Origin of the sequence: Ralstonia sp. 1138 (assembly GCF_040544795.1) — a bacterium.
Taxonomy (GTDB): domain Bacteria; phylum Pseudomonadota; class Gammaproteobacteria; order Burkholderiales; family Burkholderiaceae; genus Ralstonia; species Ralstonia flatus.
Map to the genome: position 1 here is coordinate 42,561 of NZ_JBEPKQ010000003.1, position 22,662 is coordinate 65,222.

The window sequence follows — 22,662 nt, forward strand, 5'->3', positions numbered from 1 at the left end:
CCGGAAAACGAGCGATGCAGATTATCCTGATTCACCCGCGCAAAGCTGGCGCGACGCATCTGTCGCGACGCGGCGTCTTCGTGACGATTGGCGCGGCGCTGCTGGCCGTGGCGGCGTTGTCCGTCGGCGGTACGTGGCTGGCGGCCAAGCAGGGCCTGCTGCCGGGGGCAGCCGCGCCCGAAGTTGCCGGCGCCGACCAGCGTGTCACCCGCGAAAACCTCAACCTGATGGCCGCGCGCATCGGCGAAATGCAGGCGCAGATCGCACGCCTGGACGCGTTGGGCGCCCGGGTGTCGGGCTTGGCCGGTGTGCCGCCGCGCGAGTTCGATTTCAAGTCGCAGCCGAGCCGGGGCGGGCCCGCGGGCGCGTTCTCGCGGCCGATGTCGATGCCGGAAATCCAATCCGAGTTGAGTCGCCTGACGCGCTCGGCTGATCAGCGCAACGATTACCTCAGCGTGCTCGAGAGCACCCTGATGGACCGCCAGATCCACGCGAAGATGATGCCGACCGTGCGCCCGGTGGCGACGGGTTACGACTCCTCCGGTTTCGGCACGCGGATCGATCCGTTCACGGGCCGTCGCACGCAGCATGACGGCGTCGACTTTGTGGGCCCGGTTGGCACGCCGATCGTGGCGGCTGCCGGGGGCGTGGTGGTGGCCAGCGAATTCCACCATGAATACGGCAACATGATCGACATCGATCACGGCAATGGCTTGAAGACGCGCTATGCCCATGCGTCCAAGGTGTTCGTGAAGGTCGGTGACATCGTCAAGGCGGGCGAGCGCATCGCGCTGATCGGCCGCACGGGCCGCGCCACCGGCCCGCACCTGCACTTCGAGGTGCACGTCAACGACGTCCCGCAGAATCCGGTGGCCTTCCTGGAGAACGCCGGCCAGCCCAAGATGGCTGCCAACAAGGCGCCGGCGAAGGTCGCGGCGGCCGATATCGGCAAGAGCATGGCTGCTGCGGGCCATTGAACCCGCCCGGGTTGCAATCAGGGGCGCCCGTCCCCAATTCAGCGTGAGTGTGCGCCTGCGCGGACGACGTTCCGCGCGGCCCAGAAGTGCGGCGTCCCTGCCACATCTGGCGGGCCTGCTGCCATCAAGCGGGTGTTTTGCACATGCTAAACTCCCGCCTTTGCGCCAACCCTTTCCGGGCCGTTGTGCTGCCTGTGTTTCGCGGTCTCTCTCGACGCGCTCCCCGGGTGGCTCGCCGGCCCTAGCCATCGATGATCACGGGCCTTCTCAAGAAGATTTTCGGCAGCCGTAATGAACGGCTGATCAAACAGTACCGCCGCAAGGTGGCGCAGATCAATGCGCTCGAGCCCAAGTTCGAAGCGCTCTCCGATGCCGAGCTGCAGGCCAAGACCGAAGAATTCCGCCAACGCTTTGCCAAGGGCGAGACGCTCGACGCGCTGCTGCCCGAAGCGTTTGCCGTGTGCCGCGAGGCCAGCAAGCGTGTGATGAAGATGCGGCACTTCGACGTGCAGCTGATCGGCGGCATGGTGCTGCACGACGGCAAGATCGCCGAAATGCGCACGGGTGAAGGCAAGACGCTGACTGCGACGCTGGCTGTGTACCTGAACGCCATCTCTGGCCAGGGCGTGCACGTCGTGACGGTCAACGATTACCTGGCGCAGCGCGACGCCGAGTGGATGGGGCGCCTGTACAACTGGCTGGGCCTGTCGGTGGGGGTCAACCTGACCACCATGGATCACGACCAGAAGCAGGCCGCCTACGCGTCGGACATCACCTACGGCACCAACAACGAGTTCGGCTTCGACTACCTGCGCGACAACATGGTGTACGACGCCGGTCAGCGCGTGCAGCGTCCGCTGAACTACGCGATCGTCGACGAGGTTGACTCGATCCTGATCGACGAGGCGCGTACCCCGCTGATCATCTCCGGCCAGGCCGAAGACCACACCGACCTGTACCGCCGCATGAACGGCATCCCGGCGCAGCTCACGCGCCAGATCGGCGAAGAGAAGTCGGATGGCACGGGCGTCGAGAAGCCGGGCGACTACTACGTCGACGAGAAATCGCACCAGGTCTACCTGACCGAAGCCGGTCACGAGAAGGCCGAGCAGATCCTGCTGCAAGCCGGCTTGATCGGCGAGGGCGAGTCGCTCTACGCGCCGCAGAACATCACGCTGATGCATCACCTGTACGCCGCCCTGCGCGCGCACAGCCTGTTCTTCCGCGATCAGCACTACGTGGTGCAGAACGGTGAAGTGGTGATCGTCGATGAATTCACCGGCCGCCTGATGTCGGGCCGCCGTTGGTCCGACGGTCTGCACCAGGCCGTGGAAGCCAAGGAAGGCGTGCAGATCCAGCAGGAAAACCAGACGCTGGCGACCATCACGTTCCAGAACTACTTCCGCATGTACAACAAGCTGTCGGGCATGACCGGTACGGCGGATACGGAAGCGTATGAATTCCAGGAGATCTACGGCCTGGAAACCGTGGTGATCCCGACGAACCGCACGCCGCAGCGCAAGGACTTGCAGGATCAGATCTACAAGACCTCGAAGGAGCGCTACGACGCCGTCATTCGCGACATTCGCGATTGCTACGAGCGTGGCCAGCCGGTGCTGGTGGGCACGACCTCCATCGAAAACTCCGAGCTGCTGTCGAACCTGCTGAACCAGGTCAAGTTGCCGCACCAAGTGCTCAACGCCAAGCAGCACGAGCGCGAAGCCGCCATCATCGCGGAAGCGGGCCGCCCGAAGGCGATCACCATTGCGACGAACATGGCCGGCCGCGGTACCGACATCGTGCTGGGCGGCAACGTGGAGAAGCAAGCGGGCTTCGTGATGGCCGACGCGTCGCTCTCCGACGAAGAAAAAGCCGCGCGCGTGAAGCAACTGCAGGACGAATGGCAATCGCTGCACGAGCAGGTGAAAGCGGCAGGCGGTCTGCACATCATCGGCACCGAGCGCCACGAGTCGCGCCGGATCGACAACCAGTTGCGTGGCCGTGCAGGCCGTCAGGGCGACCCGGGTTCATCGCGCTTCTATCTGTCGCTGGACGATCAACTGCTGCGCATTTTCGCGGGCGATCGCGTGCGCGCGATCATGGATCGCCTGAAGATGCCCGAAGGCGAACCGATCGAAGCCGGCATCGTCACGCGCTCGATCGAGTCGGCGCAGCGCAAGGTCGAAGGCCGCAACTTCGACATCCGCAAGCAACTGCTGCAATACGACGACGTCTCCAACGACCAGCGCAAGGAACTCTACAAGCTGCGTAACGAGATTCTCGAAGCGCAGGATGTGGGCGACTTGGTCAAGAACCTGCGTGAATCCGTGTTCACCGAGCTGTTCCGCACGTACGTGCCGGCCGAGACCATGGAAGAGCAGTGGGATGTCGCCGGGCTGGAAAAGACGCTGCGCGAGGACTGGGGCGTCGATCAGCCGCTGGTGAAGACGCTGGAAGCTGCGCAGTCGATCGAAGACGAAGACCTGCTCAAGATGGTGCTGGATGCCGCCGAAGCGGTGTACGAAGGCAAGGTGGCGCAGGTCGGCCGCGAGTCCTTCGCCGGCTTCGAGCGTTCGGTGATGCTGCAAAGCCTGGATACGCACTGGCGCGAGCACCTCGCTGCGCTCGATATGCTGCGCCAGGGCATCCACCTGCGCGGCTATGCGCAGAAGGACCCGAAGCAGGAATACAAGCGCGAGTCGTTCGAGCTGTTCGGCCGCCTGCTCGATACCATCCGCAACGAAGTCACGCGTATTGTCTTCACGGTGCGCATCCAGTCGCAGGAAGAGCTGGAGCAGGCTTCCGAGCAGATCGAAGAAGATCTTTCCGCGCTGAGCAACGTGCAGTACAAGCACGACGAGTTCAGCGAACTGGCCGAAGTGGCTGCCGGCGATGCCGAAATTCACGGCGCAACGCCGGCCATGGCCGCACCGCGATCGGCGGCATCGGCCGCTGCGGCCGCACTGGCCGGCGAAGTGCCGAAGGTTGGCCGCAACGACCCCTGCCCATGCGGTTCGGGCAAGAAGTACAAGCAGTGCCACGGCAAACTCGTCTGACGCTGTTTCGCTCCGTTTTCTGTTGATTCACGATGCCCGCACTGCGGGCATCCTCATTTGAAAGGTGTGCTCCATGGCTGTGAATCTCGTCGCGCCCGCCGCTGACTCCCTGTTGCCGATCGACGGCGTTGACCTCGGTTGGGCCGAGGCCGGTGTGCGCAAGGCCAATCGCAAGGACGTGCTGCTGGTTCGTATCGCCGAGGGCTCGACGGTGGCCGGTGTGTTCACGCAGAACCGTTTCTGCGCGGCGCCCGTGCAGGTGTGCCGCGAGCATCTGGCGAGCGGCAAGGGCGCACGCGCAATCGTCGTCAACACCGGCAATGCAAATGCCGGCACCGGCGCGCCTGGCCTTGCGCATGCGCGCCAGACCTGCGATGCCGTGGCCAAGCTGCTGGGCGTGTCGCCGGAGCAGGTGCTGCCGTTCTCCACGGGCGTGATCCTGGAGCCGCTGCCGGTCGACCGCATCATTGCCGGACTGCCTGCTGCTGAGGCGAACGCCAAGCCGGACAACTGGCTGGCCGCCGCCGAGGCCATCATGACCACCGACACCGTACCCAAGGCAGCGTCGGCCACGTGCACGCTGTCGGGCAAGACGGTGCGCATGTCGGGCATCAGCAAGGGCGCAGGCATGATCCGTCCGAACATGGCGACGATGCTCGGCTTCATCGCCACCGATGCCAATGTGGATGAAGCTGTGCTTCAGGGGCTGGTGCGCCACGCGGCCGATCATTCGTTCAACAGCGTGACGGTGGATGGTGATACCTCCACCAACGACTCGTTCGTCGTCATCGCGACGGGCCGGGCCGGTACGCCGCGCATCGATTCCGAATCGCACCCCGACTACGCTGCGCTGCGCGATGCGCTGACGGGCCTCGCACAAGAGCTGGCGCAGAAGATCGTGCGCGACGGCGAGGGCGCGACGAAGTTCATGGCCATCCAGGTTGAGGGCGGCCGCAACGTTGAGGAGTGCCGCCTGATCGCCTATGCCGTCGCGCATTCGCCGCTGGTCAAGACCGCGTTCTACGCATCGGACCCCAACCTGGGACGCATCCTGGCGGCCGTCGGCTACGCCGGCGTGACGGATCTCGATGTGAACGGCGTCAACCTGTGGCTCGACGACGTCTGGGTCGCGCGCGACGGTGGCCGCAACCCCGAATACTGCGAAGAAGACGGCCAGCGCGTGATGAAGCAGGCGGAGATCACCGTGCGCATCGCGCTCGGCCGCGGTGACGCCGCCGCCACCGTGTGGACGTGCGACTTCTCGCACGACTACGTCTCGATCAACGCGGATTACCGTTCGTAATCCGGAGTCCACCGCCATGTCGTCCGACCTTTCCGCACGCCTCGACCGCTTTCTCGGGCGGCTCGAGCAATGGCTGCCGCCCGAGCTGACCGAAGCCGACTGGAACGAGGCCGTTGCCTTCCGCTGGCGCAAGCGCCAGAGCCTGTTCGGCAACATCGGCTATCTCGCACCAATCCGCCAGCTGCCGCCGATCCACCTGAGCGATCTGCACAACATCGAGCGCCAGAAAGACGCCATCGTCGCCAACACGCGCCAGTTTGTACGCAAGTTGCCAGCCAACAACGTGCTGCTGACGGGCGCGCGGGGCACCGGCAAGTCGTCGCTCATCAAGGCGTGCCTGAACGCGTTCGTGAAGGAAGGCCTGCGTCTGGTCGAAGTCGACAAGGACGATCTGGCCGACCTGGGCGATATCGTCGAGCAGCTCTCGACGCGTCCGGAGCGCTTCGCGATCTTCTGCGACGACCTTTCGTTCGAAGAGGGTGAATCGGGTTACAAGGCGCTGAAGTCTGCGCTGGACGGCTCGGTCGCCGCGCAATCAGACAACGTGCTGATCTACGCAACGTCGAACCGGCGCCATCTGCTGCCGGAATACATGAAGGACAACGAGACCTATCAGCACACCTCGGACGGCGAAATCCATCCGGGCGAGGTGGTGGAAGAGAAGATCTCGCTGTCGGAGCGCTTCGGGCTGTGGTTGTCGTTCTATCCGCCGAAGCAGGACGAATACCTGACCATCGTCGGCCACTGGCTCAAGCATTTCGGTTGCAGCGACGAGGATATCGCCGCTGCACGTGGCGACGCGCTGGTTTGGGCGCTGGAGCGTGGTTCACGTTCGGGGCGCGTAGCCTGGCAATTCGCCCGCGACTGGGGCGGCAAGCATGGGCGGCAGCATGTCGACTGACAATCGGACGCAAGTGCCCCCCACGCACACGCCCGACGGCCGCAAGATCACCGAAGTGGCCGTTGGCGTGCTCGTGCAGCCGGACGGCCGGTTCTTGCTGGCCCAGCGTCCTGAAGGCAAGCCGTACGCGGGCTACTGGGAATTTCCCGGCGGCAAGCTGGAAGCTGGCGAATCGGTGGAAGCCGCGCTCACGCGTGAGCTAAAGGAAGAGCTTGACGTTACGCTGCGCGCCTGTGTGCCCTGGCACACCATCGAGCACGACTACCCGCACGCGTACGTGCGCCTGCATTTCTGCAAGGTGACGGCATGGGACGGAACATTGCGCGCGCTGGAAGGCCAGGATTTCGCTTGGCAGACGCTGCCGATCAGCGTCGATCCGGTGCTGCCGGCAACGTTGCCCGTCTTCGAATGGATGCGCGAGGAAGCGGCGGCTAGTTGAGCCTGCCGCTTGTATCGTTGCCGGGTGCGTCGGGCAGGTCGTCTTCTTCGACCACGGGGATGGTGTACTGCTCGGCGGCCCAGGCGCCCAGGTCGATCTGCTTGCAGCGCTCGGAGCAGAACGGGCGGTAGCGGCTCTCAGGCACCCAAGGCACGGGCTTGCCGCAGCTGGGGCATTTGACGGTCTTCACATTCATGGTGCGGCTCAGAAATTACAGAGCTTCAGCTGGAACGGGATATCCGCGTCGACCGGCTTGGGTCGCAGGTCGCCATCCTGCTGGGTAAAGCGCACCCAGAGCATGTATTTGTTGGCGCTGATCTCGGGAATGAACCCCAGCGCCGTCTCATCCAGGCGCACCTGCATCAGCTGGTACACGCGGCCCGACAGCATCTGCTGATAGCTTCCAGCGTTAGCAATCACCTTGCCACTCTGACCCGATTCGCGCAGCAGGCGCAGCACGATCATCGTCGCGTCGCGCAGCGGCACCAGCGGTTGGGCCCATTTGATGATGTCGGCGCGACGGCGCTCGGCCGGATGATGCTGCCATGCAAAATACGCCGGCAGATCAAATTCACACGTACCACCGGGGATGATGGCGCGGCTGCGGATGCTCGTCAGCCACTCGTTGTCGGCGATGAGCTGGCCGGCCTTGCCATGTGTGGCAGTGAGATTGCCGGAGGCGGTTTCCAGCTCGCTGATGACGGCATCAAGCGCGTCCTGGTCGATCTGCGGATTGGCGCGCAGCGCGGTGAGCGTCTGGCGCTGACGATCGAGTTCTTTCAGCAGATCGGATTTGAGGTCGGCACGCCCGGCCACGTCCACGACTTCGAACAGCGTGGTCAGTGCCACGTGGTGTTGCAGCGGGTGCTCCTGCACGAGAAAGAAATCCAGCCGCTCGAACAGGTCTTCGAGGCGCAGCAGCGTCCGAATGCGTTCGTTGAAGGGATATTCGTACAGGATCAAAACTTGGTGCCCGGTTTGCTGGCCTGCTGGCGTATGAGGCCCCGAAGCGCATTTGGCCTCGATCTGCCCGCATTCTATGCGAGACCCTCGCTCATCACAATGCAAAGGGATGTGACCGCAACTTTCAGTGCGTTTCAGTTCGACCGGTAGGCTGGGTCCAGACGGTCGATCTGCGGCAGCAAGTCCGCCAGCGTGCCGCTGTTGTCGATCACGTCGTCGGCGGCGGCGAGGCGGGCTTCGCGTGAAGCCTGGCGGGCGATGATGGCTTCCACTTGCGCGCGCGGCAGGCCGTTCCGAGCCATCACCCGGGCAATCTGTGTCTCAACGGGACAGTCGACCACCAGAATGCGATCGACGAGCGAGCGCCAGCTGTGATGCCCGGCCAAGGATTCCACCAACAGGGGGACGACGTAGACGAGGTACGGATGCGCGCCCGATGCCTGAGCGGCGCCCCCACGCGACAGCGCAATCTCGCGGATGAGCGGATGCGTGATCTGCTCCAGTCGCGATTTGGCCGTGGCGTCCGAGAAGGCGAGGGCGCGCATGGCATCGCGGTCCATGGCGCCGTCCGGGCGTAGGATGCCGGCGCCGAAAGTCTCGACCAGCTTTGGGATGGCGGCGCCGCCCGGTGCGGTGATCTCGTGGGCGATGGCGTCGGTGTCCACAATGGCAGCGCCGCGCTCCGCAAGGCGATCCGCCACGTAGCTCTTGCCGCTGCCGATGCCGCCGGTCAGGCCGATCACGCGCATGCCGATCGTGCCCTTATGGCGAAAGCAGGGGGCCGAGGCCTGCCAGCATGAGCAACTGCGGGCCGGCCAGCAGTGCGATCACGCCGGCCCCGGCAATGAACGGTCCGAACGAGAACGGCGATTCGCTCGTCGCGCCGCGCGCAATGCGCACCAGCCCAAACACCAGTCCGACGACCGACGACAGCAGCACGAGCAGCGGCAGCGCCTGCCAACCGAACCACGCGCCCAGCGCGGCCATCAGCTTGAAGTCGCCGTAGCCCATGCCTTCACGGCCGCGCAGCAGCTTGTAGGCCCAGTAGATCGACCACAGGAACAGGTAGCCGGCCATCGCGCCAATCACCGCGTCGTGCAGGTGCGCGAACATGCCGAACAGATTCACGCCCAGGCCGAGCCAGAGCAGCGGTTGCGTGATGGCGTCCGGCAACAGCTGCGTGTCTGCGTCGATCATCGTGCCTGCGATCAGGAACCACAGCAGCACCGCCGAGGCCACCGCGACCCACGTGGGACCGAAGTGCCACAGGCAGGCTGCGGTCAGCAGCCCCGTGACCAGCTCCACTGCGGGATAGCGCCATGAGATGCGTGTCTTGCAGGCACTGCAGCGGCCCCGCAGCGCCAGCCAGCTCAATACGGGAATATTTTCGATCGCCTTGATCTGATGGCCGCACGACGGGCACGCCGAGCGCGGCACGACCAGGTTGTATGCGTCGGGGTGAGGCAGTGGCTCTTCGCGCAATTCGGCGATGTAGTTGGCTTCTTCCCGCTCGATCATGCGCGGCAGGCGGTGAATCACCACATTGAGAAAACTGCCGACCAGCAAGCCGACGAGCCCGCCGGTCGCAATCACAAACCACGCCGGCAGTTGCGCCAGCGTGGGGATGACGAACATCTCGGGCATTGCGTCAGACCACCGTACCAAGCTTGAAGATCGGGAGATACATCGCCACCACCATGCCGCCGATCAGCACGCCGAGGAAGACGATGATGATTGGTTCGATCAGGGTCGAGATGTTGGCCACCGCATCGTCCACCTCGCGCTCGTAGAACTCGGCAACCTTCAGCAGCATGTTGTCCAGGGCGCCGGACTCTTCACCGATCTGCGTCATCTGCAGGACCATGTTGTCGAACACGTGCGTGGCCTGCATGGCGTTGGTGAGACTGGTGCCGATACGTACCGCTTGCTGAACCTCCAGCGTTGCATCGTGGTAGATCCAGTTGCCAGCGGCACCGGCGACCGACTCCATCGATTCCACGAGCGGGGTACCAGCCGCGAACATGGTAGCCAGCGTGCGAGTCCAGCGCGCAATGGTCGCCTTGCGGATGATGTCCCCAAAAATGGGAATCTTCAGGATAAAGCGATGTGTCGAGCGCTGGACGTTTTCAGACCGCTTGAAGGCGCGCGAAAACAGCGCGATGCCGGCGATGGGCCCCAGCACGATCGGTATCCACCATTTGACGAAAAAGTCGGAAATCGCAATCACGAACAGCGTTGGAGCGGGCAGGTCCGCGCCGAAACTGGAGAACACGCCCTTGAACGAGGGCACCACAAAAATCATCAGGACCACGGTCACCGCAAACGCCACCGTCAGCACCGAGATCGGGTAGATCATCGCGGATTTGATCTGCGCCTTCAGCGCGATCGACTTTTCCATGTACAGCGAAAGCCGCTCGAGCAGGGCATCCAGAATACCGCCCTGTTCACCGGCGTCGATCAGGTTGCAGTACAGCGTGTCGAAGTACTTCGGATGACGGCGGAAGGCTTGCGCCATGCTGCTGCCCGACTCGATATCGACACGGATTTCCGTTAGCAGCTGCGTGAAGTTCGGGTTGGCATGGCCCTTCGCGATGATGTCGACCGACTGCAGCAGCGGCACGCCGGCCTTCAGCATTGTCGAGAGCTGGCGCGTGAAGTACGCCACGTCCTTCGGCGTGATCTTCTTGCCGCGGGCCGCGCGGCGACGTTTCGATTTGGTGATCGACAGGCCTTGCTTGCGCAGGATGGCATTCACCTCGGTGATGCTCTCGGCGCGCATCTCGCCCTTGAAGATCTTGCCCTTCCGATCTTTGCCTTCCCACTCGAAGATGTACTGCGTGGGCGCCTTGGTCTTGGCGGTCTTTCGTGCCGGCGCGGCGGCCGCGCGGTTTGCGGCAGGTGCTCGTGTGGCCATGGTTGGTTCCTACCCCCCGGTATGGGAACGATTGATCGAGAAGGTTATTGGTTCGTGGTGGCCAGCACTTCCTCAAGGGAAGTCAGCCCCTGCTTCACTTTTCGCAAGCCCGATTCGCGCAGCGACAGCACGCCTTCCTTGCGCGCCTGCTCGGCGATCTGCAGCGCCGTGCCGTGCGTGAGAATGATTTCCTGGATCGCCTCGGTAATCGGCATGACCTGGTAGATGCCGACCCGGCCTTTGTAACCGCTGCCGTTGCAGACCTCGCAACCGACCGGGTGATACGGCTGCCATGAGCCGTCGAGATCGGCTTCGGTGAAACCTGCGTCGAGCAGCGTTTCCTTGGGCAGCGGACCAGGCTTCTTGCATTCCTTGCACAGCCGTCGCGCCAAGCGCTGCGCCGTGATCAGCAGCACCGACGACGCGATGTTGAACGGTGCCACGCCCATGTTCATCAGGCGGGTCAGGGTGGTCGGCGCATCATTGGTGTGCAGCGTGGAGAACACCAAGTGTCCGGTCTGCGCGGCCTTGATCGAGATATCGGCCGTCTCCAGATCCCGGATTTCGCCCACCATGATGATGTCCGGATCCTGCCGCAGGAACGACTTCAGCGCCGCCGCGAACGTCAGCCCTGCCTTGTCGTTCACGTTGACCTGGTTGATGCCGGGCAACTGGATTTCCGCCGGGTCTTCGGCCGTGGAAATGTTGATGTCGCCCTGGTTCAGCCGGTTCAGGAAGGTATACAGCGACACCGTTTTGCCTGAGCCCGTCGGGCCGGTCACCAGCACCATCCCGTACGGGCGCTTGATCACGTCCAGCAGCAGCTGCTTTTGCTCGGGCTCGTAGCCGAGCTGGTCGATATCGAGCCGCTCGGTGGACGACTCCAAGATCCGGATCACGATCTTCTCGCCGAACAGCGTCGGCAGCGTCGACACCCGGAAGTCGATGGCGCGTTCGATCGTCTCTTTGTTGTCCTTGTCCTTGCGGTCTTTCGGGACCGTGATGAGCAGCTTCATGCGGCCGTCTTGCGGCACGCGTTTTTCCGAGATGTCCAGGCGCGACAGCACCTTGATGCGGGTCGCGATCTTGTCGCGGATATCCAGCGGCGGCTGCGCGACCTGCGCGAGGATGCCGTCGATGCGGAAACGCACGCGGTAAAACGTTTCAAACGGCTCGAAATGCAAGTCCGACGCGCCGCGCAGCAGGGCTTCGGTAAAGAGCTTCTGCAGAAAGCGCACCACGGGCGCATCGTCGATGCCGTCGGGCGTGGTGCGACGCGTGGCGGCTGCGGCGCCCGGGTCGTACTCGATCTGCGTGGCTTCCTGCTTGGGGAAGAGCGATTTGATCTCGGCCGGTGCCTCGTTGGCGAGGCTCAGTTGGCGCACGAGCTTGTCATGCTCGACGACCACCGTTTCGATGGCCACGTTCATCTTCTGACGCAGCTCTTCGATCGGCTTCGGGTCGCTCGGGTCCGACGTGGCGAGGATGAGGCGGTTTTCGCGCCGGCCCAGCGGCAACAGTCGCAGCTGGGCGAAGTGCTTGTTGGCAGACAGCACGGCCGGCACGGTGTCGAGCTTGTACTGCGCAAGGTCGAGCAGCGGCATCTGGTACTTGCCGGCAACAAACACGGCAAGGTCGTGCGCACTCATGATCCCGCTGCCCACCAGTTCGTCGATCAACTGCGTGCGTTTTTCACGCGCGCTCTGTTCGAGCTGAGTGAGTAACGTCGGCGCGATCCGCCGGCTCTGCGCTAGAGCGAGTCCGAGTGTCATGAGTCCAGTCCGTCAGGCTGAAGCTGACCATTTCAGCGCGCGCCGGGCCCCACCGCCTCCAGCGCTCGCTCGCCCCCCAAGGCGATTGTTCTATGTTCTGCAGCCGGTACCCCACCCATTCGTGGGGGGTGGTGCCCGGAACCGGGGCAGTTTGCCGACCGCCCCTGCATTTGTAAAGCGCACATCAAAGCGCAGCTTGCATTTGTGCCACATCGGCAGAAAACCGCTGCAACTGAAGCGCTCGGACCTGAGTGTGGCGTCAACTACGCTTGGGTTGCGGCGGCTGATGCAGCCGTACCGTGCGGATCGACTGGCTGTCCATCTGGACGATATCCATCACGCAGTTCGCAATCTTCACGCTGACCGTCGCCTCCGGAATCTCTTCCAGCACTTCCAGCACCAGCCCGTTGAGCGTCTTTGGACCGTCCGTCGGCAGGCTCAGGCCCAGACGACGGTTCAGGTCCCGCAACGACATTCCCGCATCCGCAAGATAGGTGCCTTCCTTGTCCCAGGCCAGCTTGCCGGCGTTGGGCAGCGTGGTGGTGAACTCGCCGATCATCTCTTCGATGATGTCTTCCAGCGTGACCAGCCCCAGCATGTCGCCGTATTCATTGACGATCAGCCCGAGGCGGCGGCGGTTCTCCTGAAAGTACTGTAGTTGGCGGAAAACGGGCGTGCCGCTCGGTACAAAGTACGGCTCGGCCAGCAGGTGGCGAAAATCGTCGTGCGTAAGTTCGGTGTGCCCGAGCAACGACAGCGCCTTGCGTACGTGCAGGATGCCGACCACCTGATCGCTGTCCTGCTCGAAGACGGGCAGCTTGTTGTGATAGCAGGTTTCGAGCTGCTGGATGACCTCTTCGATCGGGCGCGACAGGTCGAGCGACTCCACCCGCGCGCGCGGCGTCATCACGTCGTCCACGGTGATGGCGTCCAGATCGAACAAGTTGAGCAGGATGCTGCGGTGCTTGTGCGGGATGAAGTTGCCCGATTCCAGCACCAGCGTGCGCAGTTCCTCGGTCGACATGCGTTGTTCCGGCGCCTTGCGCGTATTGATGCGCACCAGCCGCAGCACCCCCATGGCGAACGCGTTGACCACCGCGACCAGCGGCGTCGAAATCTGCATCAGCGGCTTGATGATGAAGCTGGCGGGAAACGCAACGCGCTCGGGGTAGGTCGCGCCCACGATCTTCGGGGCGATCTCGGCGAACACGATGATCAGAAACGCGACGATGGCCGTGGCGATCGACAGCGTCGTTCCGTTGTTGCCGAAGTAGTGGATTGCCAGCGTGGTGATCAGCACCGGCACGGCGGTGTTGATCAGGTTGTTGCCGATCAGGATGAGCGAGAGCAGCTTGTCGGTCTGACCGAGCAACTGCTGTGTATTGCGCGCGCCCGATACATTGGACTTGGCAAGATGCCGCAGGCGATGGCGGTTGAGCGCCATCATCGCGGTTTCGGAAATCGAGAAGAAGGCGGAGCAGCACAACAGCAGCACGACGGCGCCGATTTGTGCCCAGAGCGGCCAAGAGTCCAAGGCAGGAGAGGAGGGGCGGCGAAGTGCCCACTATAACAGAGGGGTTTGTCGCGCCGATGTGGGCAGCCGTTGCGCATGCCCCTTAACGCAGACTGCCTCAGATGGCCGTTCAGAAACAAAAAAGCCCAGCAATTTGCTGGGCTTGATGTCCTTGATCGACAAGGGAATTTCTGGTCGGGGTGAGAGGATTCGAACCTCCGGCCTCTACGTCCCGAACGTAGCGCTCTACCAGGCTAAGCTACACCCCGATGCTTCTTCGCAGATCTCGTGCGTGTCAGGACTGACGTTGCAGCGAGAAAGCACACAAGTCTATCAGCGTCTGACGGAAAAGGGAAGGGGGTAATGCGTTTGCTGCTGCTTCGGCGGCAGCGGCTTCGCGCTCGGCGGCCTGGCGCGTGTACTCCAGCGCGCCGGAAGCCTGGATGGCCGCGAAGATGGCGTCGAAATGTTCCGTGCCGCCTTGCTCGATGGCCTGGCGCACCAGCGCGCGCTGTTCTTCCGTGCCGTTCGATAGCAGATGGATGAGCGGCAGCGTTGGTTTGCCTTCGCGCAGGTCATCGCCTGCGTTCTTGCCCATCTGGTCGGCGGTGGACGTGTAGTCGAGCAGGTCGTCGACGATCTGGAACGCGGTGCCGATGCGGCGTCCGTATTCAGCCGCGGCTTCTTCGGTCGCGGCGTCCGCGCCCGAGAGCACCGCGCCGATCTGCGCGGCGGCTTCGAACAGCTTGGCGGTCTTGTAGCGGATGACCTGCAGGTAGCGCTCTTCCGTCACGTCGGGATCGTGCATGTTCAGCAGCTGCAGAACTTCGCCTTCGGAGATGATGTTGGTCGCGTCGGCCAGGATCTGCATGATGCGCATGCTGTTGGCCTGCACCATCATCTGGAAGGCGCGCGAATACAGGAAGTCGCCCACCAGCACGCTCGCAGCGTTGCCGAACACGGCGTTGGCGGTCTTGCGGCCGCGGCGCAGGTCGGATTCGTCGACCACGTCGTCGTGCAGGAGCGTGGCGGTGTGGATGAACTCGACCACGGCGGCCAGTTCGTGCTGATGCTCGCCCTTGTAACCGAGCGCATTCGCCACCAGCAACAGAATCACGGGGCGCAGTCGCTTGCCGCCGGCGCTGATGATGTATTCGCCGATCTGGTTGATCAGCACCACCTCCGAGCCCAGGCGGCGGCGGATCACGGCATCGACGGCGCGCATGTCTTCAGCGACAGGGGCGAGCAGGACGGAGGCGGAGGTCTGGGTCAAGGCGAGTTCCGGCAGAAACGTGTGGCTGATAGTCGACTTGCGCGCAATCGTTGCTGCGCAAAAAGCCGCGAGATTATAGAGCAAGCAGGGGTTTGCCAGCCGACAGGCTGGAACGCGCATGGCGGGGCGGGCCGTTGCGCGGGCGCCGCACCCCGTTCGTGCGATTAGTCTTTGATTTGCTTGGGTTTTCTTGTATAGTTGCGAGTTCTCTGTGTCCGTTGTCTGCGCATGCAGGCGGCGAGTGGCACAAGAGTCACGTTTTAGTTCTTTTATCGAGGTCCGACAATGTACGCGGTCGTAAAAACCGGCGGTAAGCAATACAAGGTTGCTGCTGGCGAAAAACTGAAAGTAGAACAGATACCGGCGGACGTTGGCGCAGAAATCACGCTTGACCAGGTGCTCGCAGTGGGCGCCGGCGACCAACTCAAGGTTGGCGCGCCGCTGGTGAGCGGGGCTGCCGTCAAAGCCACCGTCATCTCCCACGGTCGTCACGACAAAGTGCACATCTTCAAGATGCGCCGTCGTAAGCACTATCAAAAGCGCCAAGGGCATCGTCAAAATTACACCGAGTTGCGTATCGACTCGATCGTGGCCTAAGGCTGGGTCGTCTACGTAACCGGATAGGAGTTCAGTCATGGCACAGAAAAAAGGCGGCGGTTCCACACGGAACGGCCGCGATTCCGAGTCGAAGCGCCTGGGCGTGAAGGTGTACGGCGGCCAAGCCATCAACGCTGGCGGCATCATCGTTCGCCAACGCGGCACCCGCACGCACGCTGGTGTGAACGTGGGCATGGGCAAGGACCACACCCTCTTCGCGCTGGTCGATGGCCACGTGAAGTTCGCCACCCGCGGCGAAGGCAAGAAGCAGTTCGTCGACGTTGTTCCGGCGGCCTGATTCAGCCTTGTAGTAGAAAGGCCCCGCACCCGTGCGGGGCTTTTTCGTTTCTGGCTGCTAACAAAACGCGACCTTGATCCTGGGCGGTACGCTGTGTCTTGGCGCGTGTTTCCAGGCGCGTTCTGTTAGCAATGGCGCGAGTGGCGCCGATTTCTTTTTTACCTGCCGTGCGCACGCCGCACGGGCGGAGACCTCCATGAAGTTCATCGACGAAGCCCGGATTGAAGTGATCGCTGGTGACGGCGGCAACGGCAGCGCCTCGATGCGCCGCGAGAAATTCGTCCCGTTCGGCGGGCCGGACGGCGGCGACGGTGGGCGGGGCGGCAGCGTGTGGGCCGTGGCTGACCGCAACATCAACACCCTGATCGACTACCGCTTTGCCAAGAAGCATCTCGCGCGCAACGGCGAAAACGGCCGTGGTGCCGACTGCTACGGCGCTGCAGGCGACGACATCACGCTGCGCATGCCTGTGGGCACGGCCATCTACGATGCCGACACGGAAGAGCTGATCGCCGACCTGACCGTCGACGGCCAGCGCCTGTGCCTGGCGCAGGGCGGCGAAGGCGGCTGGGGCAACATCCATTTCAAGTCGAGCACCAACCGTGCGCCGCGCCAGAAGACCGACGGCAAGGCCGGTGAGCGCCGCAACCTGCGCCTTGAGTTGAAGGTGCTGGCCGACGTGGGTCTGCTCGGCATGCCGAATGCCGGCAAGTCGACGCTGATCACCGCCATTTCCAATGCGCGCCCGAAGATTGCCGACTACCCGTTCACGACGCTGCATCCGAACCTGGGCGTGGTGCGGACAGGCCCGTCGAAGTCGTTCGTGGTGGCCGACATTCCTGGCCTGATCGAGGGCGCAGCCGAAGGTGCCGGTCTGGGGCATCAGTTCCTGCGGCACCTGCAACGCACGCGCGTGCTGCTGCATGTGGTCGATCTTGCCCCGTTCGACGAGAGCGTCGACCCGGTGGCCGAAGCCAAGGCGATTGTCGGCGAGCTGAAGAAATACGACGCTGAACTCTTCGACAAGCCGCGCTGGCTCGTGCTCAACAAGCTCGACATGGTGCCCGAGGACGAACGCGAAGCGCGCGTGAAGGACTTCGTGAAGCGCTTCAAGTGGAAGGGCCCGGTGCACCGCATTTCTGCGTTGACGCACGATGGCACGCAGGCGCTTGTCCACGCGATCCAGGAATATCTCGACGAGCTGCGCGCCGAAGAGGATGCCGCGGCCGCCGCGCCTGACCAGCGTCTGGACCCGAGCCTGCACAACGTCGACCACGACGATCAAACGTAAACACAACAAACATCCTTCGGAGACACGCCCACCATGGCCCTGCATTCGCTGATTGCCGATGCGCGCCGCCTTGTCGTCAAGGTCGGTTCCAGCCTGGTTACCAACGACGGCCGTGGCCTCGACCAGGCTGCCATTGCCCGCTGGGCCGCGCAGATCGCGGCGTTACGGGGGGCGGGCAAGGAAGTCGTGCTGGTCAGCTCCGGCGCCATCGCCGAGGGCATGCAGCGCTTGGGCTGGGCCAAGCGCCCGAAGGAAATCCACGAGCTGCAAGCCGCCGCGGCCGTCGGGCAGATGGGGCTCGCGCAGGTGTACGAGTCCGAGTTCGCGCGGCACAGCATTCGCACGGCGCAGGTGCTGCTCACGCATGGTGACCTGGCCGATCGCGAGCGCTATCTCAATGCACGTTCCACACTGCTCACGCTGCTGAGCCTCGGTGTCGTGCCGATCATCAACGAGAACGACACGGTCGTCACCGATGAAATCAAGTTCGGCGACAACGACACGCTGGGCGCGCTCGTCACCAACCTGATCGAAGGCGATGCGCTCATCATCCTGACAGACCAGCGCGGCTTGTATACGGCCGACCCGCGCAAGGAGCCTGGCGCCCGGTTTGTCGACGAGGCGCAGGCTGGCACGCCCGACCTTGAGCAGATGGCCGGCGGGGCCGGTTCGAGCATCGGCAAGGGCGGCATGCTGACGAAAATTCTGGCGGCCAAGCGTGCGGCCAAGTCGGGCGCGCACACCGTCATCGCGTCCGGTCGCGAGCCTGATGTGCTTGCACGACTGGCGAGCGGCGAGGCCATCGGCACGCAACTCCGCGCACCGACCGGGCGGATGGCGGCGCGCAAGCAGTGGATGATCGACCACCTGCAGCTGCGCGGTCGCGTGGTGCTGGATGCCGGTGCGGTGGAAAAGCTCACGGCCGGCGGCAAGTCGTTGCTGCCGATCGGCGTGACGGAAGTGCAGGGCGAATTCGCGCGCGGCGAGGTGATTTCTTGCGTGGACGCGGCGGGCCGTGAAGTGGCGCGCGGGCTCACGAACTATTCGTCGGCCGAGGCTCGGCTGATCGCACGCAAGGCATCGTCGGAGATCGAGGCGGTGCTGGGCTACGTCAGCGCTGCGGAGCTGGTGCACCGGGATAACCTGGTGCTGCTCTGATCCAGCTGTTCAGCGAGCATGCAAACAAAAGGCCAACCTCGCGAGGTTGGCCTTTGTGTTTGGGGCGCGCATGCGGCACGCCGGTGCGCGCCGCTTAGGGCCCGTAAAAACGTCCGCCCTGCCCGCCGAGACGGCGCACCAGCGTAGACGCTTTCCCGTCGCCGGCAACGGACCGCACGTCGCAGAAGTACGAGCGCATCAACGCCGACGCATAGTCCGTCGGCCCGCCATTGCCAACGCGTTGCCAATCCGTCGCGGGCTTGTAGGCGTTCATGCTTGCCGATTCGGCATTCGCCGTTTCGTTCATGTCGACCGCGCGGTTGCCGACCCACTGGTTGGAGTCGTTGCGCAATGTCGCGTAGATGCGTCGTTCCGCCGTGTCGCAGCGCAGGCCTTCGTAGTTCACGTTGCGCGCGCCGGTCTTGCTGGTGATCAGCACGGTGTAGCGCACCACGTTGTCCTTGCCGATCGACACCGATTTCGGATCGATCGCAAAGCGCAGTGGCGAGTCATCGCGGCTGCCCACATCGAACGGCACAGCATCACGGTCGACCGGCGGGGCCGGGAACGTGACAGCGTCTTCCTTGAAGGGCTTGTCGTTGAACGGGTCCATCAACAGCCGGTCTTCGAGGTCGCCGGTGCGGTTATGGCCACATGCCGTCAGCGCCAGCGCAGCCGCCAGCGCGAGCGGCACGAGAGCGCGGTGCGCTCCACGTGTCGTCGTCATCAGATTCACGAATTGTCCTTGGAAGCCGTGTCGTCAGGGTTGGGAGAGGAGGGGGCCGGCCCGGATACGCTCACCGTCTCGACGATGACCGTCGTGGTGGTGGTGACGGTCAGGGCCGGCTGGGCGTACTGCTCGTTACGGCCACCCGGGCCGGAACGTTCACGGCTATCGCGCCCATCACGTCCGTCGCGCTCGCGGTGCTGGCCGCCGCGCCCATAGGGCGAGAGCGGCGCGCGGGTCTGACGCTGCACGAAGCGCGAAAGCTCCGACAGCGCCAGCTGATACACCTCGCGCTTGAACTCGATGACGGCCTCGAGCGGCACCCAGTACTGGCTCCACCGCCACGCATCGAATTCCGGATGCTCGGTGGCGCGCAGCTGGATGTCGCAGTCGCGACCGACCATGCGCAGCAGGAACCAGATCTGTTTCTGGCCCCGATAGTGGCCGCGTATTTCGCGGCGGATGAACTTGTCCGGCACCTCATACCGCAGCCAGTCGCGCGTGCGACCGACGATCCGGACGTGTTCTGGCAACAGGCCGACTTCTTCGTGCAGTTCGCGGAACATCGCTTGTTCGGGCGTTTCGCCGTACTTGATGCCGCCTTGTGGAAACTGCCAGGAGTGCTCGCCAATGCGCTTGCCCCAGAACACCTCGTTTCTTGCGTTGATGAGGATGATGCCGACGTTCGGGCGGAAGCCTTCACGATCGAGCATGACTGCACCTCGAATACTTTAGAATTACGCCGATTATAGAGCGGCCCGTCGCTCGGCTGTCACAGAAGCCGAAATGTTGCCGCTCACTCGCGCCTCCTGGGGGAGGGGTGTCGATTGCGCGAATGTGCGCCTGGCGCCTCGTCTCATCTCCTGATTCCGGTGGCTTTTGCCCTTGTTCTCGCGGCTTTGGTTGGCCGCGTCATCCCTTATTGTCAGTCGCATGAAAGCGTCCCAATTCTTCATTTCCACGCTCAAGGAAGCGCCCGCTGACGCGGAGATCGTCTCGCACAAGTTGATGATGCGTGCCGGCATGATCAAGAAGCTCGGCGCGGGCCTCTATACGTATATGCCCGTGGGTCTGCGCGTGATCCGCAAGGTCGAGCAGATCGTGCGTGAGGAAATGAATGCCGCCGGCGCGGTGGAGGTGCTGATGCCGGTCGTGCAGCCGGGCGAGCTGTGGCAGGAGACCGGCCGCTGGGACAAGATGGGCGACGAACTGCTGCGCTTCAAGGACCGCCACGAGCGCGACTTCGTCATGCAGCCGACGTCGGAGGAGGTGGTGACTGACATCGCCCGCACCGAAATCCGCTCGTACAAGCAGCTGCCGGTCAATTTCTACCAGATCCAGACCAAGTTCCGCGACGAGCGCCGTCCGCGTTTCGGCATCATGCGCGGCCGCGAATTCACGATGAAGGACGCATACTCCTTCGACCGCGACGCCGAAGGCCTGAAGGTGTCGTACCAGAAGATGTACGACGCCTACACGCGCATCTTCCAGCGCTTCGGCCTGGAATTCCGTGCCGTGGCGGCCGACAACGGCGCCATCGGTGGCTCGGGCTCGCACGAATTCCACGTGATTGCCGACACGGGCGAAGACGCCATCATCTATTGCCCGGATTCGGACTACGCCGCCAACATCGAGGCTGCGGAAGCCGTCGCTCCGGCCGCACCGCGTGGTGCCGCCGCCGAGGCGCTCACCAAGACGCATACGCCTGGTCGCTCAAAGTGCGAGGCGGTTGCCGAGCAACTGGGGATTCCGCTGCAGCGCACGATCAAGTCCATTGTGTTGGCCACCGAGGTCGAGGGCAGCGAGCCCCAGATCTGGCTGCTGCTGCTGCGCGGCGACCATGAACTCAACGAGGTCAAGGCATCGAAGGTGCCCGGCCTGGCCGACTTCCGCTTTGCCACCGAAGGCGAAATCCTGCGCGCGTTCGGCACGCGCCCTGGCTATCTCGGCCCGATCGGCACCAAGCTGCCCGTGAAGGTGGTGGCCGATCGCACGGCGGCTGCCATGAGCGATTTCGTGGTCGGCGCCAACGAAGAGGATTACCACTTCACTGGCGTGAACTGGGGCCGCGACCTGCCCGAGCCCGAGGTCTACGACCTGCGCAACGTGGTGGCCGGCGACCCCTCGCCGGACGGCAAGGGCACGCTGGCGATCTGCCGCGGCATCGAAGTCGGTCATGTCTTCATGCTGGGCACGCGCTACTCCGAGGCGATGAACGCGACGTTCCTCGATGAAAACGGCAAGACGCAGCCGATGGTGATGGGCTGCTACGGTATCGGGATCACGCGGATCCTGGGGGCGGCCATCGAGCAGAACTACGATGCGCGCGGGATCATCTGGCCGGCATCGATCGCGCCGTTCCAGGTGGTGATCTGCCCCGTGGGCTACGACCGCTCCGACGCCGTGCGAGAAGAAGCCGACCGTCTGCATGCCGAACTCGTTGCGGCCGGCATCGACGTGATGCTGGACGACCGAGGCGAGCGTCCCGGCGCGATGTTTGCCGACTGGGAACTGATCGGCGTGCCGTTCCGCGTGGTGGTGGGCGACCGCGGCCTCAAGGAAGGCAAGCTGGAATTCCAAGGCCGCCGCGACGAAGCCGCGACCGCCGTAGCACCGGCCGACGTGCTGGCCACGCTGAAGGCGCGTCTCGCGCAATAACGCAACAACAGGACCGACCTGCATGCGCCGCTTGTTCTCTGCCCGCCGGATCGCCGCTGCGCTGTGCGCCGGGGCGTTGCTCGCGGGCACGCAGGCGGCGTGGGCAGGCGCCCAGAAAGAGGAATACCTGGCGGACTCCGTGCGCAGCGCGCTGTCCGCCGCCGTGGCCGACAGCCGCCCGCTGCGGCCGGTATTCGCCAGCAACGACGAGCAACTCGGCTACCTGCGCTGGCTGGCCGAGATGTCGGTGCGCATGTCGGGCAAGATTCCGCAGGCGTCGGTACGCGTCGAACTGATCGAGACGGCGTATTACGAGGCCAAGCGCGCTGGCCTGGACCCGGCGCTGGTGCTCGGGCTCATCCAGGTGGAAAGCGGCTTTCGCAAGTACGCCATCAGCAGCGCCGGTGCGATGGGCCTGATGCAGGTCATGCCGTTCTGGACGCGCAGCATCGGCGACAACGACTCCCGCAAGCTCTTCCATCTGCAGAGCAACCTGCGCTACGGCTGCACGATCCTGCGTCATTACCTCGACATGGAAGGCGGCAATCTGTACTTGGCGCTGGGCCGCTACAACGGTAGCCGTGGCCAGCCGCAGTATCCGAATGCCGTGCTTGCTGCGTGGAAGCGCTGGCAATATCAGGAGTCGAGTGCGATGACGGTGTCGGCGCCGGTGCCTGCCGAGCCTTCCGTGCCCGCTCCGCGTGCCAAGGCGTTGCCGGAAGTGCCGGCGCGCAATCCGTTCTCGCCGCTGCGTATTGCTGGCGGTCCGGCTGGCGGTTCGTGATCTTCAGTCGGCGGGCGGTCGGCCTACAATAGGGCCAT

21 protein-coding genes and 1 tRNA gene are annotated in these 22,662 nt (G+C 63.9%); 11 read left to right on the top strand and 11 right to left on the bottom strand.

Annotation, left to right across the window (positions count from 1 at the left end; translation table 11 throughout):
- Positions 1-14: 14 nt before the first annotated feature.
- From ABIC76_RS13080 to ABIC76_RS13100, 5 genes are all read left to right on the top strand, one after another.
- Positions 15-977, top strand: a complete 963-nt coding sequence (locus tag ABIC76_RS13080) for a M23 family metallopeptidase (RefSeq protein WP_102066872.1) — start codon at positions 15-17, stop codon at positions 975-977.
- Between the two features lie 251 nt (positions 978-1,228).
- On the top strand, positions 1,229-4,033 hold the full coding sequence (secA, locus tag ABIC76_RS13085) for a preprotein translocase subunit SecA (RefSeq protein WP_027680320.1): 2,805 nt from the start codon (positions 1,229-1,231) through the stop codon (positions 4,031-4,033).
- A 73-nt stretch (positions 4,034-4,106) separates the two neighbouring features.
- Positions 4,107-5,336, top strand: a complete 1,230-nt coding sequence (gene argJ, locus ABIC76_RS13090; protein ID WP_354534237.1) for a bifunctional glutamate N-acetyltransferase/amino-acid acetyltransferase ArgJ — start codon at positions 4,107-4,109, stop codon at positions 5,334-5,336.
- A gap of 16 nt (positions 5,337-5,352) precedes the next feature.
- Positions 5,353-6,237, top strand: a complete 885-nt coding sequence (locus ABIC76_RS13095) for an ATP-binding protein (RefSeq protein ID WP_102066870.1) — start codon at positions 5,353-5,355, stop codon at positions 6,235-6,237.
- The gene (locus ABIC76_RS13100; RefSeq protein WP_354534238.1) at positions 6,227-6,676 is read left to right on the top strand and encodes an NUDIX domain-containing protein; all 450 of its coding nucleotides are present in this window, start codon (positions 6,227-6,229) and stop codon (positions 6,674-6,676) included. The genes ABIC76_RS13095 and ABIC76_RS13100 overlap by 11 nt, the downstream gene beginning before the upstream one ends.
- Here the strand turns inward: ABIC76_RS13100 and ABIC76_RS13105 are convergent.
- The 9 genes from ABIC76_RS13105 to ispB form a co-directional block, all read right to left on the bottom strand.
- Positions 6,669-6,872, bottom strand: coding sequence for a DNA gyrase inhibitor YacG (locus tag ABIC76_RS13105; RefSeq protein ID WP_024972078.1), 204 nt, complete (start codon positions 6,870-6,872; stop codon positions 6,669-6,671). The genes ABIC76_RS13100 and ABIC76_RS13105 overlap by 8 nt on opposite strands.
- A gap of 8 nt (positions 6,873-6,880) precedes the next feature.
- Entirely contained in the window at positions 6,881-7,639 is a 759-nt protein-coding gene (gene zapD, locus ABIC76_RS13110) for a cell division protein ZapD (protein WP_102066868.1), read from the bottom strand.
- Between the two features lie 134 nt (positions 7,640-7,773).
- Positions 7,774-8,388, bottom strand: coding sequence for a dephospho-CoA kinase (coaE, locus tag ABIC76_RS13115; protein WP_354534240.1), 615 nt, complete (start codon positions 8,386-8,388; stop codon positions 7,774-7,776).
- Positions 8,389-8,401: 13 nt separating this feature from the next.
- Complete coding sequence (locus tag ABIC76_RS13120) at positions 8,402-9,283, bottom strand: prepilin peptidase (RefSeq protein ID WP_354534241.1); 882 nt, start codon at positions 9,281-9,283, stop codon at positions 8,402-8,404.
- Positions 9,284-9,287: 4 nt separating this feature from the next.
- On the bottom strand, positions 9,288-10,553 hold the full coding sequence (locus tag ABIC76_RS13125; protein WP_354534242.1) for a type II secretion system F family protein: 1,266 nt from the start codon (positions 10,551-10,553) through the stop codon (positions 9,288-9,290).
- A gap of 44 nt (positions 10,554-10,597) precedes the next feature.
- Complete coding sequence (pilB, locus tag ABIC76_RS13130; RefSeq protein WP_027680329.1) at positions 10,598-12,325, bottom strand: type IV-A pilus assembly ATPase PilB; 1,728 nt, start codon at positions 12,323-12,325, stop codon at positions 10,598-10,600.
- Between the two features lie 259 nt (positions 12,326-12,584).
- Positions 12,585-13,859 carry an HlyC/CorC family transporter gene (locus ABIC76_RS13135; protein WP_354534243.1) on the bottom strand — a complete coding sequence of 425 codons (1,275 nt, stop codon included), beginning with the start codon at positions 13,857-13,859 and terminating at the stop codon, positions 12,585-12,587.
- 171 nt (positions 13,860-14,030) lie between these two features.
- Positions 14,031-14,107 (bottom strand) — tRNA-Pro (locus ABIC76_RS13140).
- A gap of 26 nt (positions 14,108-14,133) precedes the next feature.
- A complete protein-coding gene (ispB, locus tag ABIC76_RS13145; RefSeq protein ID WP_050775659.1) occupies positions 14,134-15,063 on the bottom strand; it encodes an octaprenyl diphosphate synthase in 930 nt (309 codons plus the stop codon).
- 333 nt (positions 15,064-15,396) lie between these two features.
- Here ispB and rplU point away from each other — a divergent pair, with 333 nt between their 5' ends.
- The 4 genes from rplU (at position 15,397) to proB (ending at position 18,455) form a co-directional block, all read left to right on the top strand.
- The gene (gene rplU / locus ABIC76_RS13150; RefSeq protein ID WP_004633023.1) at positions 15,397-15,708 is read left to right on the top strand and encodes a 50S ribosomal protein L21; all 312 of its coding nucleotides are present in this window, start codon (positions 15,397-15,399) and stop codon (positions 15,706-15,708) included.
- 37 nt (positions 15,709-15,745) lie between these two features.
- Positions 15,746-16,006, top strand: coding sequence for a 50S ribosomal protein L27 (gene rpmA, locus ABIC76_RS13155; RefSeq protein ID WP_009241587.1), 261 nt, complete (start codon positions 15,746-15,748; stop codon positions 16,004-16,006).
- A 196-nt stretch (positions 16,007-16,202) separates the two neighbouring features.
- On the top strand, positions 16,203-17,297 hold the full coding sequence (gene obgE / locus ABIC76_RS13160) for a GTPase ObgE (protein ID WP_354534244.1): 1,095 nt from the start codon (positions 16,203-16,205) through the stop codon (positions 17,295-17,297).
- A gap of 33 nt (positions 17,298-17,330) precedes the next feature.
- Complete coding sequence (gene proB, locus ABIC76_RS13165) at positions 17,331-18,455, top strand: glutamate 5-kinase (protein ID WP_354534245.1); 1,125 nt, start codon at positions 17,331-17,333, stop codon at positions 18,453-18,455.
- Positions 18,456-18,549: 94 nt separating this feature from the next.
- Here the strand turns inward: proB and ABIC76_RS13170 are convergent, their stop codons facing one another.
- Both ABIC76_RS13170 and ABIC76_RS13175 read right to left on the bottom strand, forming a co-directional pair.
- Positions 18,550-19,182: a CNP1-like family protein gene (locus ABIC76_RS13170; protein WP_354534246.1), complete on the bottom strand. Its 633-nt coding sequence runs from the start codon at positions 19,180-19,182 to the stop codon at positions 18,550-18,552.
- A 5-nt stretch (positions 19,183-19,187) separates the two neighbouring features.
- Entirely contained in the window at positions 19,188-19,895 is a 708-nt protein-coding gene (locus ABIC76_RS13175; RefSeq protein ID WP_354534247.1) for an RNA pyrophosphohydrolase, read from the bottom strand.
- A gap of 220 nt (positions 19,896-20,115) precedes the next feature.
- On the opposite strand from ABIC76_RS13175, the gene ABIC76_RS13180 reads away from it, so the two are divergent.
- Positions 20,116-21,840 carry a proline--tRNA ligase gene (locus tag ABIC76_RS13180; protein WP_354534250.1) on the top strand — a complete coding sequence of 575 codons (1,725 nt, stop codon included), beginning with the start codon at positions 20,116-20,118 and terminating at the stop codon, positions 21,838-21,840.
- Positions 21,841-21,862: 22 nt separating this feature from the next.
- Positions 21,863-22,624 (top strand): lytic transglycosylase domain-containing protein, encoded by a 762-nt coding sequence (locus ABIC76_RS13185; RefSeq protein ID WP_354534251.1) that lies wholly within the window; start codon positions 21,863-21,865, stop codon positions 22,622-22,624.
- The last annotated feature ends 38 nt before the right edge of the window (positions 22,625-22,662 follow it).

Bases quoted from the DNA above. Each gene is read 5' to 3' on its own strand.
- coaE (WP_354534240.1), bottom strand. From the start codon at position 8,388: ATGCGCGTGATCGGCCTGACCGGCGGCATCGGCAGCGGCAAGAGCTAC.
- ABIC76_RS13100 (WP_354534238.1), top strand. From the start codon at position 6,227: ATGTCGACTGACAATCGGACGCAAGTGCCCCCCACGCACACGCCCGAC.
- ABIC76_RS13175 (WP_354534247.1), bottom strand. From the start codon at position 19,895: ATGCTCGATCGTGAAGGCTTCCGCCCGAACGTCGGCATCATCCTCATC.
- ABIC76_RS13125 (WP_354534242.1), bottom strand. From the start codon at position 10,553: ATGGCCACACGAGCACCTGCCGCAAACCGCGCGGCCGCCGCGCCGGCA.
- ABIC76_RS13080 (WP_102066872.1), top strand. From the start codon at position 15: ATGCAGATTATCCTGATTCACCCGCGCAAAGCTGGCGCGACGCATCTG.
- rplU (WP_004633023.1), top strand. From the start codon at position 15,397: ATGTACGCGGTCGTAAAAACCGGCGGTAAGCAATACAAGGTTGCTGCT.
- ABIC76_RS13185 (WP_354534251.1), top strand. From the start codon at position 21,863: ATGCGCCGCTTGTTCTCTGCCCGCCGGATCGCCGCTGCGCTGTGCGCC.
- ispB (WP_050775659.1), bottom strand. From the start codon at position 15,063: ATGCGCGCCGTCGATGCCGTGATCCGCCGCCGCCTGGGCTCGGAGGTG.
- secA (WP_027680320.1), top strand. From the start codon at position 1,229: ATGATCACGGGCCTTCTCAAGAAGATTTTCGGCAGCCGTAATGAACGG.
- ABIC76_RS13170 (WP_354534246.1), bottom strand. From the start codon at position 19,182: ATGACGACGACACGTGGAGCGCACCGCGCTCTCGTGCCGCTCGCGCTG.
- ABIC76_RS13105 (WP_024972078.1), bottom strand. From the start codon at position 6,872: ATGAATGTGAAGACCGTCAAATGCCCCAGCTGCGGCAAGCCCGTGCCT.
- ABIC76_RS13095 (WP_102066870.1), top strand. From the start codon at position 5,353: ATGTCGTCCGACCTTTCCGCACGCCTCGACCGCTTTCTCGGGCGGCTC.
- ABIC76_RS13120 (WP_354534241.1), bottom strand. From the start codon at position 9,283: ATGCCCGAGATGTTCGTCATCCCCACGCTGGCGCAACTGCCGGCGTGG.
- rpmA (WP_009241587.1), top strand. From the start codon at position 15,746: ATGGCACAGAAAAAAGGCGGCGGTTCCACACGGAACGGCCGCGATTCC.
- argJ (WP_354534237.1), top strand. From the start codon at position 4,107: ATGGCTGTGAATCTCGTCGCGCCCGCCGCTGACTCCCTGTTGCCGATC.
- obgE (WP_354534244.1), top strand. From the start codon at position 16,203: ATGAAGTTCATCGACGAAGCCCGGATTGAAGTGATCGCTGGTGACGGC.
- proB (WP_354534245.1), top strand. From the start codon at position 17,331: ATGGCCCTGCATTCGCTGATTGCCGATGCGCGCCGCCTTGTCGTCAAG.
- pilB (WP_027680329.1), bottom strand. From the start codon at position 12,325: ATGACACTCGGACTCGCTCTAGCGCAGAGCCGGCGGATCGCGCCGACG.
- ABIC76_RS13180 (WP_354534250.1), top strand. From the start codon at position 20,116: ATGAAAGCGTCCCAATTCTTCATTTCCACGCTCAAGGAAGCGCCCGCT.